Annotated in this window: 14 protein-coding genes; 3 read left to right on the top strand and 11 right to left on the bottom strand. The window is 75.7% G+C overall.

Going from position 1 to position 18,151, the window contains the following annotated elements; translation table 11 throughout:
• Window positions 1–8: 8 nt before the first annotated feature.
• From ACFT41_RS18920 to ACFT41_RS18940, 5 genes are all read right to left on the bottom strand, one after another.
• Window positions 9–1,877 carry an ABC transporter ATP-binding protein gene (locus ACFT41_RS18920; RefSeq protein ID WP_377587101.1) on the bottom strand — a complete coding sequence of 623 codons (1,869 nt, stop codon included), beginning with the start codon at window positions 1,875–1,877 and terminating at the stop codon, window positions 9–11.
• The gene (locus ACFT41_RS18925) at window positions 1,874–3,871 is read right to left on the bottom strand and encodes an ATP-binding cassette domain-containing protein (protein WP_377613935.1); all 1,998 of its coding nucleotides are present in this window, start codon (window positions 3,869–3,871) and stop codon (window positions 1,874–1,876) included. The genes ACFT41_RS18920 and ACFT41_RS18925 overlap by 4 nt, the downstream gene beginning before the upstream one ends.
• Window positions 3,872–3,965: 94 nt before the next feature.
• Window positions 3,966–4,928, bottom strand: a complete 963-nt coding sequence (locus tag ACFT41_RS18930) for an LLM class flavin-dependent oxidoreductase (RefSeq protein ID WP_377587099.1) — start codon at window positions 4,926–4,928, stop codon at window positions 3,966–3,968.
• Entirely contained in the window at window positions 4,925–6,406 is a 1,482-nt protein-coding gene (locus ACFT41_RS18935) for a flavin monoamine oxidase family protein (protein WP_377613936.1), read from the bottom strand. Before ACFT41_RS18935 ends, ACFT41_RS18930 begins: the two co-directional genes overlap by 4 nt.
• A complete protein-coding gene (locus ACFT41_RS18940) occupies window positions 6,403–7,575 on the bottom strand; it encodes an aromatic ring-hydroxylating dioxygenase subunit alpha (protein WP_377613937.1) in 1,173 nt (390 codons plus the stop codon). The genes ACFT41_RS18935 and ACFT41_RS18940 overlap by 4 nt, the downstream gene beginning before the upstream one ends.
• Before the next feature lie 86 nt (window positions 7,576–7,661).
• On the opposite strand from ACFT41_RS18940, the gene ACFT41_RS18945 reads away from it, so the two are divergent.
• Window positions 7,662–9,374 carry a condensation domain-containing protein gene (locus ACFT41_RS18945; protein WP_377589749.1) on the top strand — a complete coding sequence of 571 codons (1,713 nt, stop codon included), beginning with the start codon at window positions 7,662–7,664 and terminating at the stop codon, window positions 9,372–9,374.
• Between the two features lie 5 nt (window positions 9,375–9,379).
• Here ACFT41_RS18945 and ACFT41_RS18950 read toward each other — a convergent pair whose 3' ends face one another.
• The 3 genes from ACFT41_RS18950 to ACFT41_RS18960 all read right to left on the bottom strand — a co-directional run bounded on the left by ACFT41_RS18950 (window position 9,380) and on the right by ACFT41_RS18960 (window position 12,866).
• Window positions 9,380–9,655 (bottom strand): acyl carrier protein, encoded by a 276-nt coding sequence (locus ACFT41_RS18950; RefSeq protein ID WP_377589747.1) that lies wholly within the window; start codon window positions 9,653–9,655, stop codon window positions 9,380–9,382.
• Window positions 9,648–11,582 (bottom strand): amino acid adenylation domain-containing protein, encoded by a 1,935-nt coding sequence (locus ACFT41_RS18955; protein ID WP_377589746.1) that lies wholly within the window; start codon window positions 11,580–11,582, stop codon window positions 9,648–9,650. Before ACFT41_RS18955 ends, ACFT41_RS18950 begins: the two co-directional genes overlap by 8 nt.
• 249 nt (window positions 11,583–11,831) lie before the next feature.
• Window positions 11,832–12,866 carry a hypothetical protein gene (locus ACFT41_RS18960; RefSeq protein WP_377589745.1) on the bottom strand — a complete coding sequence of 345 codons (1,035 nt, stop codon included), beginning with the start codon at window positions 12,864–12,866 and terminating at the stop codon, window positions 11,832–11,834.
• Window positions 12,867–13,297: 431 nt separating this feature from the next.
• Between ACFT41_RS18960 and ACFT41_RS18965 the strand changes: the two genes are divergently transcribed.
• On the top strand, window positions 13,298–14,308 hold the full coding sequence (locus tag ACFT41_RS18965) for an ornithine cyclodeaminase family protein (protein ID WP_377589744.1): 1,011 nt from the start codon (window positions 13,298–13,300) through the stop codon (window positions 14,306–14,308).
• A 577-nt stretch (window positions 14,309–14,885) separates the two neighbouring features.
• Window positions 14,886–15,029 (top strand): multicopper oxidase domain-containing protein, encoded by a 144-nt coding sequence (locus ACFT41_RS18970; protein WP_377589743.1) that lies wholly within the window; start codon window positions 14,886–14,888, stop codon window positions 15,027–15,029.
• A gap of 37 nt (window positions 15,030–15,066) precedes the next feature.
• On the opposite strand, the gene ACFT41_RS18975 is transcribed toward ACFT41_RS18970, so the two are convergent.
• From ACFT41_RS18975 to ACFT41_RS18985, 3 genes are all read right to left on the bottom strand, one after another.
• The gene (locus ACFT41_RS18975) at window positions 15,067–16,344 is read right to left on the bottom strand and encodes a hypothetical protein (RefSeq protein WP_377589742.1); all 1,278 of its coding nucleotides are present in this window, start codon (window positions 16,342–16,344) and stop codon (window positions 15,067–15,069) included.
• A gap of 1,072 nt (window positions 16,345–17,416) precedes the next feature.
• Window positions 17,417–17,653 (bottom strand): hypothetical protein, encoded by a 237-nt coding sequence (locus tag ACFT41_RS18980; protein WP_377589741.1) that lies wholly within the window; start codon window positions 17,651–17,653, stop codon window positions 17,417–17,419.
• A gap of 120 nt (window positions 17,654–17,773) precedes the next feature.
• Window positions 17,774–18,019, bottom strand: a complete 246-nt coding sequence (locus ACFT41_RS18985) for a polysaccharide deacetylase family protein (protein WP_377589740.1) — start codon at window positions 18,017–18,019, stop codon at window positions 17,774–17,776.
• Window positions 18,020–18,151 lie beyond the last annotated feature (132 nt).

Here is an 18,151-nt window from a genome sequence, read left to right on the forward strand (position 1 = left end):
GCCGAGTGTCATGGCGCGTACGCCTCGGCCTGGATCCGGTAGAGCGCGGCGTACCGGCCACCGGGGACGGCCAGCAGCTCCCGGTGGCTGCCTGCCTCGACGAGCCGGCCCCGGTGCAGGGTGAGGATGAGGTCCGCGCCGGTGACCGTGGAGAACCGGTGCGAGACGATGACCGTGACGGCGTTCGTGGCGGCCGCGCAGCGGCGGGACCGCTCCAACTGCCGGTCGAAGATCTCCTGTTCGCTGGGCGCGTCGAGCGACGCCGTCGGCTCGTCGAGCAGGAACAGCAGCGGCTCCGGGCGCATCGCGGCCCGGGCCAGGGCGGTCTTCTGCCACTGCCCCTCGGACAGGTCCACCCCCCCGGACGCGGCGTCGAGCTCGGTGTCCGGGCCGTCCGGCAGCCGGTCCACCAGGGCGGCGGCGTCGACCTCCCGCACCGCCGCCGCGATCCGCTCCCGGTCGGCGAGCCGCGGCAGGTCGCCGAGGCCGACGTTCTCGGCGAAGGTGGTGGGGAACCGGCCGAAGTCCTGGAACGTGGCGCTGATCCGGGATCGCCAGGCGGGGGTGTCCAGCTCGTCCAGCGGCACACCGTCGACGAGGATTCGTCCGCTGTCCGGCCGGTACAGCTTGCCCAGGAGCTTGACCAGTGTGGTCTTGCCGGACCCGTACTCGCCGACCAGCGCCACCACCGACCCGGCCGGCAGGTGGACGCTGACCTCGGCCAGCGCCGGCCCGGTCGTGCCGGGATAGCGGTAGCCGACCCGGTCGAGGGTGATCCCGTGGCGCAGCCGGGCCGGCGGCGGCACCGACCCGCAGGCCCGGGCCCGGTCCCGCTCCGCGCGCACGTAGTCGCGCAGCCACAGGTACGGCTCGATGACCCGCCCGGCGGCGGCCACGTTGGTGGTGTAGCGGACCCCGGTGTAGACCGACTGCCGCAGCGCGGCGGCGACGGTGACGGCGAGCACCAGGTCACCGGCGGAGCCGGCGCCCCGGGCGGCCTGGTGCACGACCAGCGCCAGCGCGGCACCGAAGCCGGCGGTGAACAGCAGCCAGCCCGCCATCCGCCAGCCGGCGGCGACCAGCTGGGCCCGGAACCGCAGCCGCATCGCCTCGTCCCAGGCGGCAGCCTGCCGGCGGGCCACCGCGTCGCCCGCCCCGGCGACCCGGATCTCCTTGCCGCCGGCCGGATCGGTGGCCAGGTCGAACAGGTGCCGCTGCCGGCGTACGGGTGCCGCGGTGGCGAGGGCCGCCCGGATGACGGCGTTGTTGCCCCGCTGGTCGAACCACAGCGGTACGGCGGCGAACGCCAGCAGCCACAGCAGCCACGGGTTCACCGTGCCGAGCAGCAACAGCATCACGGTGAGCTCCAGTACCGCGAAGACGACGCCGTTGGCCGACCACAGACTCAGCACGATCTCCCAGCCCGCGTTGCGGACCAGGGTGAGCCGGTCCTGGAAGTCGCCGCGTTCCAGGTGTTCCAGGCCATCGAGGGTGGTGATGTCGCGGTGGATGCGGGGGTTGAGGTCGAGAACGGCGACCTTGCCGATGAGGATCCCGGCGGTGTGCGAGTCCAGCGCGCCGAGCGCGATTCCCGCCGCGCCGGCCAGCCCGGCGCCGACCGCGCCCGCGACGGCGCTACCGGCGTCGCCGCGGATCATCGCGTCCACGGCCACCTTCAGGGCCAGGGCGCCACCGGTGACCGCGGCCGCCATCGCCGCCGGGATGACGAACTGCATGGCGGTCAGCACCGGGGCCCGCCGCCAGGAGAGCGCGAGCAGTTCGGCCCACAGGCGCAGGTACCGGCGTCTGCGGGCGGGCCGGGTGTCGACGCCGGGACCGCCGGCCGGGCCGTCGGTGGCGGTCGCGGTGGCGGTCACGGGTGGCCTCCGGTCGGTACGCCGGCCGTGGCCGGTCCGCTTGTCGGGTCGGTCGGCGGGGCGGCTCGCGGGCTGGTCGGCGGGGCGGCCGCCGGGTCGGTGGCGAAGCGGCGGGCCTGGATCGCGAACAGCTCGGCGTACCGGCCCCGGCGGGCGATCAGCTCGTCGTGGTCGCCGCTCTCGGTGATCCGGCCGCCGTCGAGCAGCACGATCCGGTCGGCTTGGCGGACCGTGGAGAGGCGGTGCGAGATCAGCACCACGCTCACCCTGCCCCGGCTGCGGGCCAGCCGGTCGAAGACCTCGAACTCGGTGCGGACGTCCAGGTGCGCCGTCGGCTCGTCGAGGACCAGCAGGTCGGCGCCCATCCGCACGGCGTAGCGGGCGCGGGCCAGCACGATCTGCTGCCACTGGCCGCCGGAGAGGTCCACCCCGCCGGTCACGGTGCGGGCCAGCGGGGTGTCCCAGCCGGCCGACAGCCGGGCCAGCACCGGCTCCAGGCCGGCGTCGGCGGCCGCGGCGTCGAGGGCCGCCGGGTCCGGCGGGAGGTCGCCCCGGCCGAGGACGACGTTGTCCCGGGCCGGCAGGTGGTAGCGGACGAAGTCCTGGAACACGACGGCCAGCCGGCGACGCCAGGCAGCCGCCCCGAGCGCGGCGATGTCCACGCCGTCGGCGGTGATCCGGCCCTCGTCCGGCTCGTACAGCCCGGCCAGCAGCTTGATCAGCGTCGACTTGCCAGCGCCGTTGAGACCGACCACGGCGAGCAACTCGCCGGGCCGGATCTCCAGGTCCAGACGATCGAGCACGGGCCGGCGAGCGTTCGGGTAGCCGAACGAGACCCCCTCGAAGCGGACCAGCGCCGGCCCGGCGGCACCCGCCGTGCCATCCCGGTGACCCGTCGGGGCCGTGCCGGTCGTGGTCGTTGTCCGGGCCGCGCCGGTGCCGGTGCCAGCGGGGCCCGGGTCGGCCGCCGTCCGGGCGGTGCCGGTCGGGCTGGACAGCCGGCCGGCCAGGTCCACAGTGGCGCGCAGGCAACCGGCCGCGGAGACGGCCACCCGCAGGTCCTCGCTCCACCCGAGCGCCTGGAAGACGGCCACGCCGCTGGCCAGCACCGCCGTGGCCGCGACGACCCGGTCGGAGCCCGCCGGTGCGCCGGCCGCACCGGCCGCGACCGCCGCGTAGCCGGCGACGAGGGGCACGCCGACCAGCAGGAACTGGCCACCCTCGCGGGGGATCGCCCGGGCCAGCCGCGCCCAGACGGGGGCGTCCATGGCCAGCGCGTGGCGCTGGATCCGCCCGGCCAGCCAGTCACCGAGCCCGTAGACCCGGATGTCCTTGCCCTCGGCCGGCGAGGTCGCCGCGTCCTGCCACCGCTGGTTGCGGGCGCCCTCGCCGGTTCCGGCCCGCCAGACGGCGATGCCCCGGGCGGCGTCCCGCTGCCGCAGCACCCCGTTGACCAGGGCGGGAATCAGCAGCGCCGGCACCAGCCAGCCGGCGTACCGGGCCAGCACCAGGCAGCCGCCGGCCACGCCGATCAGGTTGGCGGCCAGCCGCAGGCCGGCGACCGCCCCGGCGCCGGGGGTGTGTTCGGTCCAGTTCTCCGGGTCGGCCCGGGACGCCCGGATCAGCGCCCGAACCTCCGGGTCCTCCAGCGGGGCGATGGTCGTGCCGGCGGCGGCCAGGCCGGCGACCCGCGCCCGGTGCGCGCCGTCGATCCGGGCGGTGGCCAGGAACGCCAACGGCGCTACCGCCGTGTCCACGGCGTGACCGAGCAGGAGCACCCCGACGAAGGCGAGCAGCGGCAGCGCCATCACCGCCAGCGGCGCGTCGGCGGGCACGGCGGCCTGGATACGGCCCACCAGGTGCGCCATCGCCACCGCGCCGGCCGGCGGCAGCAGGGCACCGAGGGCGAGCAGCAGCGTCAGCGTGGCGGTCAGCGGCGCCCGGGCCGCGCGCAGCGCGCCGGCCAGCAGCCGGGCGTCGGTCAGGATCGCCAACAGTGCCTCCTCGTCGTACGGCGCGCCGGCCAGCGCCCGGCCGGTGGGTGCGGGGTCGGGCCGTCCGGGCCGGCCGCCGGTCGGGTCACCGGGATCATGGCCGGGGTGGTCCCTGGTCGGCCCACGCCCACGCCTGCCGGGGGTCGCGGCGCCACGGGTCGAAGGACTCCAGCCACCAGGTGGCGCCGGCGGCGCGGTGGTCGGCGACCAGGGCCCGGGCGCGCGGCGGGTCGTCCGGCGGCAGCCGCCCCGGCACAGCCACCGTCCAGCCGGCCCGTCGGGGCGGCGTGGCGGCCAGGACGGCGGCGAGCTCCGCCGGCTGCGGCCCCCGCAGCCCGCCGCCGGGCTCGCGGACCATCGGGACCACACCGTCCCAGCGCGCCGCCCGGGCCAGCGGCCCGGGGCTGCGCGCCGGCCAGGTGGCGGCGATCCAGACCGGGATCCGGGGGCGCTGCACCGGCGTCGGCAGATACCTGACCCGGTCCAGCCGCACCTGCTCGCCCCGGTGGCTGACCTCCTGACCGCTCCACAGCCGGTCCAGCACCGCCAGCGACTCGTCCACCCGCCGGGCCCGCGCGGCGAGGCCCGGATCGAGGCCGAGGGCGGCGAAGTCCGCGTCGGCGTCGGCGCCGAGACCCACGCCGAGCACCAGCCGGCCGCCCGAGAGGTGGTCGAGGGTGGCGGTCTCGCGGGCGACCTTCCACGACTGCCGCTGGGCGAGGGGGGTGACCAGAGGACCGCCCCGGATCCGCCGGGTGCCGGCGAGGACGGCGGTGACGGCTGTCCAGGAGTCGGCCAGCGGGAGCCGGCCGGCCCGGTCGAGCAGCAGATGGTCCCAGAGGAACACGCCGTCCCACCCCGACCCCTCGGCGGCCCGGGCGAGCTGGAGCAGCCGGGCGGGGTCGGCGTAGTAACCGGCGTTCGGCAGCAGCAGGCCGAACCGCAGGCCGCCGCCGGCCGGCCCGGCGGGCGGCACCGGGTCGGCCGGCGGTGTCGGCCCGGCGGGGGGCACCGGCCCGGCGGGCGGCACCGGGCCATCCGGGTCGGCGGGGCTCACCGGAGCATCCGGCCGGACGCCGGGTCGGCCGCGAGGATCCGCCGGGCCGCCGCCTGCCCGGAGCGGACCGCGCCCTCCAGGTGGCCGTAGAACTCGGCGCTGCGCTCCGTCCCGGCCCAGTGGACCGGCCCGTCCGGCGGGTCCGTCGCAGCCGGGCCGACGACCGGCCATGGTGGACCGGCCGTGGTCCACCAGCCCGGGTCGGGAACGGCCGCGTAGCAGCCCTCGACCGTCGGCTCGGCCTGCCAGTCCCGCTCCAACCACGCCAGCGGCCGTCGGGCCGCCGGCCCGAACCAGCCGGCGAGCCGGTCCAGCACCGCCGCCCGGCGGGCGGCCGTGGGCAGGCCGGCGTGGCGGCGGGCGTCCGCGCCGGTGACGAACCCGACGAGCACGCCGAGCCCGCCCCGGCCGGCGGAGTCGTCCACCACGTACCGCAGCGGGCCGGCCCCGGCGGTCACCCAGCCGGACAGGCCGGCGTCGGCCCAGAACGGCCGGTCGTAGACCAGATGCAGCTTGACGGTGGCGCCCCGGGTCCGCGCCGGCCCCGGTGGCCGGCGCACGCCGGGCAGGCCCAGCCGGATCCGGCCCGCCGGTCCGGGCGGCACCGCCACGACCACGCGGGAGCAGCGCACGGCCAGGCCGGGGCCGACGACCCGGACCGGGCCCGCGGCCGGCCGGACGCCACCGGGGCGGACCCCGGCCGGGTCCGCCGGCGGAACATCGTCCGGTGGCGCGGGCCGCAGGTCGGTGACCGGGGTCCCGAGCCGGACGGGCCGGGCCAGCGCCGCCGCCATCCGCTCGGCGAGCAGGTGTGCGCCGCCGGCGAACCGGTCCTGCTGCGCGCCCCCCGCGAACGCCGTGAGGTAGTGCACCCCGCCGCCGGAGGCCAGGTAGAACAGCAGGTGCAGCATGCCGACCTCGGCCGGGTCGGCGGCGAGCATCTGCCGGACCAGCAGGTCGACCAGGAGCCGGGCGTCCGGGTGGGTGAGCTCCTGCTGCGCCCACGCCGCGACGGTCGTCCGGTCCAGTTCGGCGGCGCCCGGGGCGGCGCGGGGATCGGCCGGCGGCACCTCGGCGGCGAGGTCGTCGAGGCGGTCCAGCAGGTCGCCGACGGCCAGCGCGTTGAACGCCGGCCGGCGCGCGTCCGACCGGACCGGGCCGTCGGCGAGGTCGAACAGGTGCGCCCCCGGCGCGGTGGTCGGGGTCAGCGCCAGCCCGAACCGGCCGGCCAGCTCGCGTACCCGGGTGTGGCGGGCGCCGACGTAGGCGCCGCCGGCGTCGAGGGCCTGCCCGAACCGGTGGTGGCTCGCGGTCCGGCCGCCCACCCGGTCGAGCGCTTCGACCACCTGGACCCGCCGCCCGGCCGCCTCCAGCTCGGTGGCGGCGGCCAGGCCCGCCAGGCCCGCGCCGACCACCACCACGTCCACCACGTCCACCTCGGCCGCCGCCGCCGGGCCGGGCCGCCCGCCGCCGGTCACCGGGCCGGCTCCGCAGCCGTCGGCCCGGGTCCGTGGGCACCGGCCGGCCCGGCGTCGGCGGCCTCCGGCGGGCACCACCACGGCCCGCCGGAGAGGTACGCGCCGGCGAGCCGGCCCAGGAAGGCGTGCAGCAGGTCCTCCTGCGGGGCCAGCGGCCCAGGCCGGTAGCCGCCGCCGGAGATCCCCCGCTGCACCGACTCGCAGGCCGCCCAGTCCTGCCGGTTCGTGGTGTGCCAGAAGTCCACGGCCCAGCCGGGGTCGATCCTTGCGGCGACCAGCTCCGCCGGCAGGAGCCACTCGCACTCGACCCGGGTCCGGTCCGCCGCCACCGGCACCAGCCGGTGCGTGACCAGGTGGTCGGGCGTCGCCGTGACGAAGAGGCCGGGCGGCAGCAGGTGGTAGCGGACCTGGCGGGCGGCGTCGGGGTCCAGCCCGGGGAAGACCGACCCCGGGCCGGTGCCGTCCAGCGACATCGTCGCCGCCGAGTTGCGCAGGTCGAGCTGCCCGCCGAGCCAGCCGCCGGTCGCGGCGAAGCTCTCCCCGCCCTCGGTGCGTTGCACCCGGCTCAGCTCCGGGTGGGTGCTCGGGCAGTGGTAGCACTCCAGGTAGTTCTCCACCAGCAGCTTCCAGTTCGCCGCCACGTCGTACCCCTCGGTGGCCACCACCCGCAGCTCGCCGGGCCGGTACGGCGCGAGCGCGGCGTCGAGGTCGCCGACGACGTCGGCCAGCGGCGGCGCGTCGCCGGAGAGGTCGGCGAAGAGCCAGCCCGCCCACTGCGCCGAGCGGACGGGCAGCAGGTCCAGGTCCGCGCCCGGCGGCGGGTCGAACCGGGGCGCGTGGCGCAGCGTGCCGTCCAGGCGGTAGACCCAGGCGTGGTACGCGCACCAGACGGTCGGTCGGCGCACCGTGCAGCCGCGCTCGACCAGCTCGTGCCCCCGGTGCCGGCAGGCGTTGCGGAAGGCGCGCAGCTGGCCGGACGCGTCCCGTACGACGAGCACCCCGGCCCCGGCCACGTCCAGTCCCGCCTGCTCGCCCGGCCCGGCGAGCCGGTCGGCGCGGCCGAGGCAGACCCAGCCCCGCCGCCAGAACCGCTCCCGCTCCCAGGCCAGCACCCGGTCGCTGGTGTACGCCTCGGCGGGCAGCCCCCGGGCCCGGCCGGGCGGCTGCATCGTCGCCGTCAGTTCCTCCGCCGGCAACGGGGGCCCGACCGTCGTCATCGTCGGCTGCCCGTGACCGGCCGTGGCATGATCGCCCGATGGCTGTGGGTGCGGAGGTCCGGCGCGCGCCGCTCGGCGGGGCGCAGCAGTTCGAGTGGTGGAAGCTGCTCACGGGCGACTGCAACAGCATCACCGTGGCGCACCGGCCCGAGCCGCCGGTGGCCCCGCACCGGGCGGTGGCGGCGCTGCGGGGACTCCTGGCCCGGCACGAGGCGCTGCGCACCACGTTCCGGCTCGACGACGCCGGGGTGCCGGCGCAGGTGGTGCACGACGCCGGTGAGCCGACCGTCCGGTTCTGCGACGACGACTCCGACGACGCCCGGGAGGCGTTCCGCCGGGCGCTGGCCGAGCCGCCGTTCACCACCGCCGACGCCGATCTGGTTCGCTTCGGCGTCGTCCGTTCCGCCGGTCTCGCCGTGGAGCTGCTGGTGGTGGTCAGCCACGCGGTCTTCGACGGGCACAGCGAGCGGATAGTGCTGACCGAGCTGGCCGCCGCCTGCCGGGACACCGAGGCCGCCCCGGGTGCCGCCGACACCGCCGGGCCCGGCGGTGCCCAGCCCGCCGCCGGCGACGCCGATCCCGACGTCCACCAGCCCGCCGACTCGGCCCTGGACGAGGAGTCCGGCGAGTTGCTGCCGGCCCGGGAGGCCGCGGAGCGGTTCTGGCGTCAGGAGGCCCGCCGGATCCCCGCCCGGCTGTTCGCGCCGCTGCGCCCGGGAGTGTTCCAGCGGTACGGTGCCACGTACCGCTCCGCCGCGCTGCCGCCGGCACTGGTGCTGGCCGCCCGCCGGCACCGCACCAGCCCCGCCGTGGTCTACTCGGCGCTGGTGCACGCGTTGCTGGCGGTCATGTCGCACGCCCCGGTGACCGTGGTGCGCAGCCACTTCGCGGGGCGGACCCTGCGGGAACGCGACGTCGTCGGCTGCTACCACTGCATCCTCCCCACCACGGTCGACGTCTCGGATCGCCCGTCGGTGGGCACGCTGATCGAGCGGCTGCGGCTGCGGACGTTGCGGGTGCAAAGCCGGTACCGCATCGGTCAGCTCACGCTGCGGGAGATCCTGGCCGCCGAGGAGCGGCGTCGCGGCGTCGCCCTCGCGGTCGGCACGACGGTCAACTTCGACCACAGCCCGGAGCTGACCGCGTGGCAGGGGCGTTCCGACCGGGAGCTGACCGACCTGCTGGCCACCTCCGGCGAGCTGGAGTTGGCGATGGGCCGCAACGAGGTGACGCCCGACCCGATCGGCTTCGACGCGTACCTGATGACCACCGTCGAGGCCGGTGCGATGTGGATCCTGGCCAGCTTCAACAGCATGGTCCTCGACCCGGGGCAGATGCGGGCGCTGCTGACCGGCCCGGAGCGGATCCTGCGGGCCCACCTCGACGGCCCGGACCTGACCCTCGACCAGCTGGCGGCCCGACTCGGCGGTGACCTCGGCGACCCGCCGCAGGCGGGCCTCGGCCCCGGCGAGGAGTTCTCCTCGCCGGAGCAGGGGGCCGCCGGCCCGGACAGCAACGGCGGCCCGGCCAGCGGCGCGGTGGCGGCGCTGCGCGACGCGGTGGCCCTGCCCCACCGGCTCGACGACGTCGACGCGGACTGGTGCTACCTGGAGGCGGGCGGCCGGCTGCTGCTGGTGCCGGCGGTCCTCGGCCGGCTCGCGGCGGCCGGCTGGACCGGGCTCGTGCCGGACGACCTCGCCCGGCCGGAGCCACTGACTCGGCTGGCGGGGCGGCTGCGCCGCGTCGGGTGACCCGGTCATCGGAGGGCCCCGGCATCCGACGGGTCGCCCGGGGCGTCGGTGGACCCGGCGAGCCGGGCGGCCAGCTCGCGGAAGTCCTCGGCCTCGAAGAACAGCGCGACGTCGAGTTCCCGGCCGAGCCGGGCCTCCAGCCGCAGGATCAGGTCGGTGGCCGTGGCCGAGTCGCCGCCGACGTCGAAGAGGTTCTCCTCGGCGGCCGGTCGCCGGCCGAGCACGTCGGCACAGACCGCGAGGATCTCCGCCAGGCACCGGTCGGCCACCGGGTCACCCATCGCCCTGCCCCGTCCCCGCGCCGGCCCCCGCCCGCCTGTCCGGCGGCAGCAGGCCGGCCAGGCCGCGCGGCGTGCGCCACTCGAACAGGTCGACGAAGGTGAACTCGACGTCGAACCGGCGGTAGAGGCGGGAGATGAGCCGGGCGGCGAGCAGCGAGTCGCCGCCGGCGTCGAAGAAGTCGTCGTCCGGCCCGTGGGCGCGGTCGAGGACCCGGCTGAAGATCCCCGCGACCTCGGCGACCACGGGGTCCGCCGGGAACTGCGGCACCCCGCCCGCTCGGTCCGACTCGTCGGTCCGGGCCGTGTGGTCCGGCGCGTCCGTCCGTCCCGCGCCGCCGGCCGCTCCCGGCGCACCCGGGCCGCCGTCTTCCGTGGTGAGCGCCGCGTGGTCGACCTTCCCGTTGCGCAGCAGCGGCAGCGCGGCGCGCACGGACCAGCGGGTCGGCACCTGGTGGCCGGGCAGCCGCTCGGCGAGCCACGACGCCAGCTCCGGCCCGGTCACGCTCGCCCCCGCGCGGGGCACCACCGCGGCGGCCAGCTGCCGGCCGCCGGTTGCCGCGCCGATCCCGTACGCCGCCGCGGCGACCAGCGCCGGGTGGCCGAGCAGGGCCCGCTCCACCGCCTCCGGCTCGACCCGGTGGCCGCGCACCTTGAGCTGCCGGTCCACCCGGCCGACGTAGCCGAGTTGGCCGTCCGGGCCGACGGTCACCAGGTCACCGGTGCGGAACAGCCGGTCGCCGCCCGCGCCGGGCACGGGGCCGAACCGCTGCGCCGTGGCCGCCGGCTGGGCCTGGTAGCCGAGGCTGAGGGCCGGCCCGCCGACGTACAGCTCGGCGACCGGGGAACCGGGTGCCGTCGGGACCAGGAACTGGCGTACGTGCGGCAGCGGCCGGCCGATCGGCACCGGCACCCCGTGGGGCATGCCCCGGCCGGCGGCGCCGCCCAGCTCCGCCTGGTGGGTGACCAGGACCGTCTCGGTCTGGCCGTACGTGTTGACCAGCCGGACGTGGTCGGGCACCAGCTCGCACCAGGTGCGGACCGGGCCCGCGGCGACCTCCTCGCCGCCGATCACGACCAGGCGCAGCGACGGTGGCAACGGCCGGCCGGTCAGCCGGAGGAACTCCACCACCTCGTACCAGAAGGAGGTCGGCAGGTCGACGACCGTGACCCCGTTCGCCGCCACCGCCGCCAGCAGCCCGGCCACCGTGCCGTCCGTGGCGCGTCGGTCGATGACCAGGGTCGCCCCGCCGAGCAGGCTCGGGTAGATCTCCTCGCCGCCGGTGTCCCAGGTCAGCGCCGCGAAGCTGAGCACCCGGTCGCCGGGGGAGACCCGCCACGCCTCGACCAGCGCGGTGGCGGCCGTCGCCAGGGCCCGGTGTCCGACCAGGACCCCCTTCGGCCGGCCGGTGGAACCGGAGGTGTGGATGACGTACGCCGGGCTGTCGCCCGGCCCGGGGGCCGCCGGTTCCTCCGGGCGGACGGTGCCGGGGTCGGCGGGCGGCGCGGGGGTGATCGTCCGGACCGGCAGGCCGGCGGTGACGGCCGAAGACAGCGGCGCGGCGAGCAGGATCCGGCGCAGGCCGCAGGTCCGCGCGATGTCGCGGAGGCGGTCCGGCGGGTCGGCGGGGTCCAGCGGCACGTACGCCGCGCCGGCCCGCAGCACCGCGAGCAGCGCGCCGACGCCGGTGGTCGATCGCCGCACGGTGACGCCGACCGGCTCGCCTGCCCGGACGCCGTCGCGCAGCAGCGCGGCGGCCGTCGCCCCGACGTCCCGCCACAAGGTGCGGTAGCCGGTCACGGTGCCGTCCTCGACCAGCGCGGCGGCGTCCGGGGCGCGGGCCACCACCCGGTGCAGCAGGTCGACCACCGACGCCGCTCGGGTCGGGCCGGGCGGGTCCTCGCGGACCGGTGCCTGGTGGGTGGGCATCGGGCTCCTTCCCGGCCGGCGGGCGGGGTGGGTGGTGGGTGGCCGGGGCGCGTCGCCCGCCCTGGTCGCCCGATGGCTCACCGGGCGGGCATCGAACCGCTTCGACCAGCGAGAAGCTAGCCGTTCGCTGGCTGGCCGGTCAATGGCGTCCCGACCGGCGGCGGTCGCCAGCGGTGCGCGACCGTCCGATGCGGATCCCGGCCATAGTCCGATCTGGACGCTTCGCCACAGCCCGATGTGGGCCGGGCGTCACCGTCCGCTTCGGACGGCGGTGTCGATCTGCTCGACCATCCGCCGCTCGGCGGCGGCGATCAGCCGCAGCAGCTTCGGCACCTGCTGAAGCCCTCTCGCCGCCAGGCCGGCGGCCGGGTCGTCCCCCAGGCCGGGGCCGGCGAGCCAGAGCGAGGCGGCGACGTCCCACTGCCGGGACACCGCGCGGACGCGGTCGGCGCACTCGGCCAGCGCCGGACGACCGAGCCCGGCGACCCGGGACAGCCAGAGCGCGTGGCCGCGGCGCGTCGCGCCGAGGTCGGTGAAGCTGCTCACCGGCAGCTCCCGTCGGCGGCCTGGATCGGCCCGGAAATCCGGCCCGGCCAGCCACTCCGCCAGCCGGTCGGCGACCAGGGTGATCGCGGCCACCCCGTGCCGGCCGGACGGGTCCAGCATCGACGCGACGTTGCGTCCGATCCGGTCCCGCCAGTTGCGGGCCAGCCAGCCGGCGGCCTCCCCGGCCGCGCCGGGCCGCAGCGTCACCTCCACGGTGCGGTACCGCGCCTCGCCCAGCTGCGGCGAGTCGGCCCACCCGGCGAACCGGGACGCCGGGACCAGGCCGGCGAACCGCGACCGGGGAAAGCTGTCCAGCACGTCGAGACCGGCGCGGGTGGCGGCGGTGACCACCAGGTCGTGCGGCACGTGGGCCCGGCGGTGGAAGGGGGCCGGCTCGTAGTCGTACTGGTCGATGGTGACCACGACCGCGCGTCCGTGCCGGGACTGGTTCCGCAGGTGTTGGCACAGCTGGGGCAGGTCGGCGGCCCGCCGTTCGGACCGGTCGATGCCCGTGCCGTCCGGGCCGGTGGCCGGGGGCAGGGGATTCCCGGCCCGGCACGACGGGGCGAGCCCGTCCGCGACGCTCCGGTCCACGGGGACATCGAAGGCCAGCTCGCCGAGGAGCAGGTCCTCGGGGTGGGCGACGCCGGCGAGCAGAAGCAGCGTGCCGAGCGCCGTGTCCCGGCAGTCGCCGTGCGGGAACCCTGCGTCGGCGGGTGACCCGGACGGTTGCGGCATCGGCTCTCCTCGTCACGCCCGGGTCCGGGCGTCGGGTCCGGAGTGTAGTCCAGCGCGGGGACGCGGCCGGCGGCCCGCCGGGGCCGGCGCCGACCGGGTCGCGCGTCCCGCGCCGCTCCGGCGGGGGCCCGATCAATGGACGGTGATTCGCGTGCGGTGGATTTCCCATCCGGAGCGAGATCCTCCTGGCCTGGGCGAACGCGCGAGCCGTCGACGCGCCGGCAATCTGACATTGCCGTCCGTCGCGGGGTCAACTACGATTCCATCTGGTTGCAAGCCGATGCATTTGCATAGTCGTAAATCGATTCCAAATGGAAGCGTCGCGCCGGTGCTCCCTCGCGGAACGCGTTCCAGGCCAACAAAACTGTGACTCTGTCGAATGGGGTGCCAACGCGATGTTGATCCTGACCCGGCGACACATTGGCCGAATAATGGACGAAGTCGGCGTCGACGCGTTGCTGAACGAGCTGATCGCACGCCTCGGCGAGAAATTCACCGAGGTGCACAAGGGGGTGGCCGAGTTGTCGCCCGCGCGGGGCGCGTTCGAGCGGGAGGGGCCCGCCCCGGGCGTGATCGAGTGGATGCCGCACCGGGAGCGGGGCGAGAGCACCACCATCAAGGTCGTCTCGTACAGCCCGTCGAACGTCGACGACCACGGCCTGCCGACGATCACGGCCTGCGTGGCCCGCTTCGACGACCGGACCGGCCGCACGATGGTGGTGGCCGACGGCGCGGCGCTCACCGCCCTGCGCACCGGTGCCGCGTCGGCGCTGGCCAGCCGCGCGCTGGCGCACCCCGACAGCCGGACGGTCGGGCTGATCGGTTGCGGCGCCCAGGCGGTCACCCAACTGCACGCCCTGAGCCTCACCTTCCCCATCGACACGGTGCTGGCCTGGGACGTCGACCCCGCGCACCTCGCCTCCCTCGGCCGGCGGGTCGAGTTCACCGGGCTGGCGGTGACGGCCGCCCGGCCCGAGGAGGTGGCCAGGTCCGCCGACATCCTGGTCACGGCCACATCGGTGGGCATCGGCGCGGGGCCCGTCTTCCCCGACAGTGCGCTGCGTGAGCACCTGCACGTCAACGCCGTCGGCTCCGACGTCGTCGGCAAGGTCGAGCTGCCCCGGACGCTGGTGGACCGGGCGCTCGTCTGCCCCGACCACCCGGAGCAGGCGGCGCGGGAGGGCGAGAGTCAGATCCTCGATCCGCGCCGCCTCGGCCCCGCGCTCAGCGAGCTCTGTGCCGACGCGGGCATCGTGGCGCAGGCCCGGTACGGTCCGACGGTCTTCGACTCGACCGGCATCGCGCTCGAGGACCACGTCGCCCTGGACCTCCTCGTCGAGCTGGCCGCACACGTCGGGGTGGGCACGGAGATCGACTTCGAGGACGAGCTGACCGACGTGCTGAACCCGTACGCCGTGCGCAGGGGCGCTGTCCTGTCGTAACCCAGCTGCGAATGGAACTGGTGGGTTGAGCGGCTCTCCAGCTCACTCGCAGATTGTCGATGCCTACCGAGTCCCTGCCGGACATCACGTAGCTGTCGCTCGGGTTGGGCGAATCCAGTTGATGGATAGGCGCTTGAAGAGCGTCTGACAATGAGTGCATGGGAAGGCTGGTGTGCCGTGGCCGGATTCGCCGCGGCCGGCGACCTTAACGGTCCGCATAGTTCCTTGCTTGATATCTGGTGCTGCCTGAACAAGGCAGCCTGCCTCCGCGCAGCCACCGTGATGCCCTGTCTGCTGGATGGCCTTACCGATTAACCCCCTTTCTGGACGACCCTGACGCTGCTGGTGGGACCGGCGGTCCCTGTGCCGGCGCCGCCGACGCCCGGACACGCCGCCGCGCCGGCCTACCGCAGCGGCACCCACGGCTCGATCCTGCGCCGGATGCTCGCCGACCTCACCGGGCACCTGCCCGCCCTGTTCGGCGAGCGCCTTCATGCCGCAACTTCCACCGGCGCCTGGTGCAGTTCCGGGCGCTCGACCGGGGCGGTGCCCCGGCCGAGCCGACCGAGTCGGGGTTGTGAAGGACACCGCGGCCGTCTGGCCGGGGCAGACCGTGTGGCGGCAGGCCACCTTCGACACCTGGCGGGGCGTCTACCCGTACCACTGCCACCTGGTCGACCACAGTGCGATGGGCATGATGGCCCAGCTCAGGATCGTCTGACCCGACCGCGCCGCGCTCACCGGCCGGGCCCGCCGGGTCAGGTGGCGCAGCCGCACGGCCCCTCGGCGGTGAGCGTGGCCAACGAGCAGACCGTCACCAGCGGGTAGTACGACCCCATGACGGCCGCAGCGGTCTCCGCCGGGCTGTCCATCGGGACGTTCTGCACGGCATGCGGGAACTGCTCGACCGGCAGCAGATGCCGCAGCAGGACCATGTGCGGGGTCGTCGGGTACGAGACGGAGAAGGGCAGGAAGGTCGTGGTCCCGAGGGCCTCGATGGCCGGCCGCTGCGCCTCGGTGCCGAGGACGTAGGTGTAGTAGCCGTGTCGGTCGAGCCGGGTGTCATCGTTGTAACGGCACCCGTAGCTCGCCGGCCCCTCGGCGAACCGGTTGATCACGACGGGTTTGTACTGTCCACCGAGGTTGGTGCACATCGACCAGTAGCGGACGTCGGTGTTCTGGCGGGGCCAGGCAGCCGGATGGGTGCCGGTGACCGCCCGGGGTGCCCGGCCCCGGATCACCACGACCTGGTCCGCTGCCGGCGGGGTCACCCAGGTGCCGAGATAGGCATTGTCGGGATTGGGGGCGAGGTTTTCCACCTCGGAGGTGCGCACGAACAGCTTCTCGCCGAATTCCGGCGGGTGGCCGGGTCCGCCGGGTCCGCCGGGGTGGCCGGGTCCGGCGGGTCCGCCGGGGTGGCCGGGTCCGCCGGGTCCGCCGGGTCCGCCGGGTCCGCCGGGGTGGCCGCCCGAGTGGCCCGACCCGCCCGCGCCGGATGCCTGCGCCCGCTGTTCCGCTCCGGTGCTGGGTGAGGGGGCCGGCGTGGTCGGCGAGGGGCTCGACTGTGGGGGCGGGGTGTTGGTGGTGCAGGTGGGTAGCGTCTTCGACACGCCGCCCTGGGTCAGGGTCACGGTCGGCAGCACCACCGTCGAGTCGCCGCCGGTGGGCAGGTAGACCCGGAAGATCACCGACGCCTTCGTGCCGGGCAGGGCGTCCTCTCGGGACAACGGCAACCGGTTGCGCAGCCCGGATGTCGCGTCGTGGCTCAGCGTGAGGGTGAACCGGCCGCCGGGCGCTCCGGCCGTCTTCCACGGGTTGACGCTGCCCGGATCGGGCTCGATGAGGTGGTCGGGCAGATTGGAGCTGGCACCGTCGCGGCTGAACCAGGTGGGCTTGTCGTCATAGACGGTGAAGGACGCGTAGCGGGCGTCCGGGAAGACCCCGGAGATGGAGATCTCCAGGTCGGCTGTCACCGGGTAGACGGTCGACCAGTAGGTGGCGACGGCATCCGGCCAGTAGGCATTGAGGCCGGTCACCCCATACTTCGACCCCCATGCGCACTCTGGCATCGTGATCTCTGTGGCGGCCGGGCCCTGGGCGTCGGCGGGAACCGCCATCGCGGGTAGGGCCAGCGCGATCAGTCCGGACGTGAACAGGAGAGCCCGGCAAGCGCTCCGAATCGTTTTTCCCGGCACGGGTATCTTCATGCGATCGACTTGACCACACCCATATTGCAGAAGAGTTAAATCGAGGTCAGGGGCGGGCGTATTCGCGTCGGTTCCGGTCAATTCGGTGCCTTCGCTGACAGATTGTTGCCCGAGTGAACCTTTGTTTTGCACAACGGTGCCGAAATCCTCCCCAAGCGCCGAAATGCGCTACACTCGGGAGGAAAGCGCGTCGATTCTGCGTTGACGTGGCTGTCGTCGGGCGGCGTTGCCGACCCCTTGCGGTGTAAGGGATGCCCGTGCCGTGCGGGCGCGGCCGGAGGGTGTGGGAGTTGCATTCTGCGGCGTCGTGGGATCGCGCGAGGGTGCAGCGTCTCGCCGTGCCGTTCGCGGCGGCCCGACGCGACTTCCGCCAGCGGTCGGCTCGACAGTTGCGTCGCGTTGCCGGATTGTTGGGGCGGAACCTGATGGTCTGCACCCCTTGGGCAAATGTGGCCGGGGCTGGTGATGGGTGGGGTCGGGCGACGATAGTCTGGCGGCGTGGAATGCGTGGATCGTCGCGCCACGGCGGTTACCGATGCGTACGCTTTCGGCCCGCCTCGGTGACCGGATGGCGGGACGGGATCGAAATGATGGCGCCGGCATCGACGGGGTGACCCCCGGAGGGCCCTGGCGGCGTCTGCCGGCCCGGGCCACGGCATCGGTGGCCGCTCCTGGCCGGCGCAGTAAGATCGCGTCAGGTCGATGTCTTGTGGGTGTGGGCGGTCACAGGGGGTCCTGCGTACCACGATGACCACGCGGATCGACGGCGTCGACGCCGCCAACCTGCGCCGGCCGCACGCGGCCGTCGAAGGCCGGCTCGACGATCGGCAAGATCGTCCTCGCCGCTTCTGACCCGCCCGCTTCTGCGCCCCGGCGGGCCCACGCCGTGGTCAGGCCGTGGTCAGGCCGGCCGCCGCGGCAGGGTGAACCGCCAGCGCTCCGCCTCCAGCAGGGGCACGACGCGTTCCACCGCGTCGACGGTCTGACTGCGGTCGCCGCCCCCGTCGTGCAGCAGCACCACGGCCCCCGGGGTGATCCCGTCGCGTAGCCGGCGGACGAGCTCGTCGGTGCCCGGCGGGTCCCAGTCGCCGAGGGCCAGCCGCCAGCCGAGCGGCCGCATGCCCAGGGCGGCGGCCACGGCGGGGGTCCGGCCCCAGGCGCCGTAGGGGGCGCGGAAGTACGGGATCCGCGCCCCCGGGGCGGCACGGCGGATGGCGGCGTCGGCCTCCCGCAGGTCCGCCTCGATCCGTTCGGGTGGTCAGAAGCCCATCTCCTCGTGCCGCATGCTGTGGTTGCCGAGGGTGTGCCCGTCGGCGGCGATCCGGCGCACCACATCGGGGTGGGCGTCGACGTGCTCGCCCCACAGGCAGAACACGGCCTTGATCCGGTGCCGGCGCAGGACGTCGAGTAGCCGCGGCGTGTCGGCGGGGTTCGGCCCGTCGTCGAAGGTGAGGCCGAGCACCCGACCCCCGCCCCGGGCGGTGTCGACGAGGTCGGCGCCCACCCGGGGACGGGGCGCGGGGCCGGATGGCATCGGAGGACGGACGCTCCTATGCCGCGTCAAGTGCTTCGGTTGGGGTTTCGAGGCGTCGGTAGAGCTCTCGGGCGACGTAGCGTTTGAGGCAGCGTTTGATCT

Source organism: Micromonospora sp. NPDC057141 (genome assembly GCF_042670805.1).
Taxonomy (GTDB): Bacteria; Actinomycetota; Actinomycetes; order Mycobacteriales; family Micromonosporaceae; genus Micromonospora.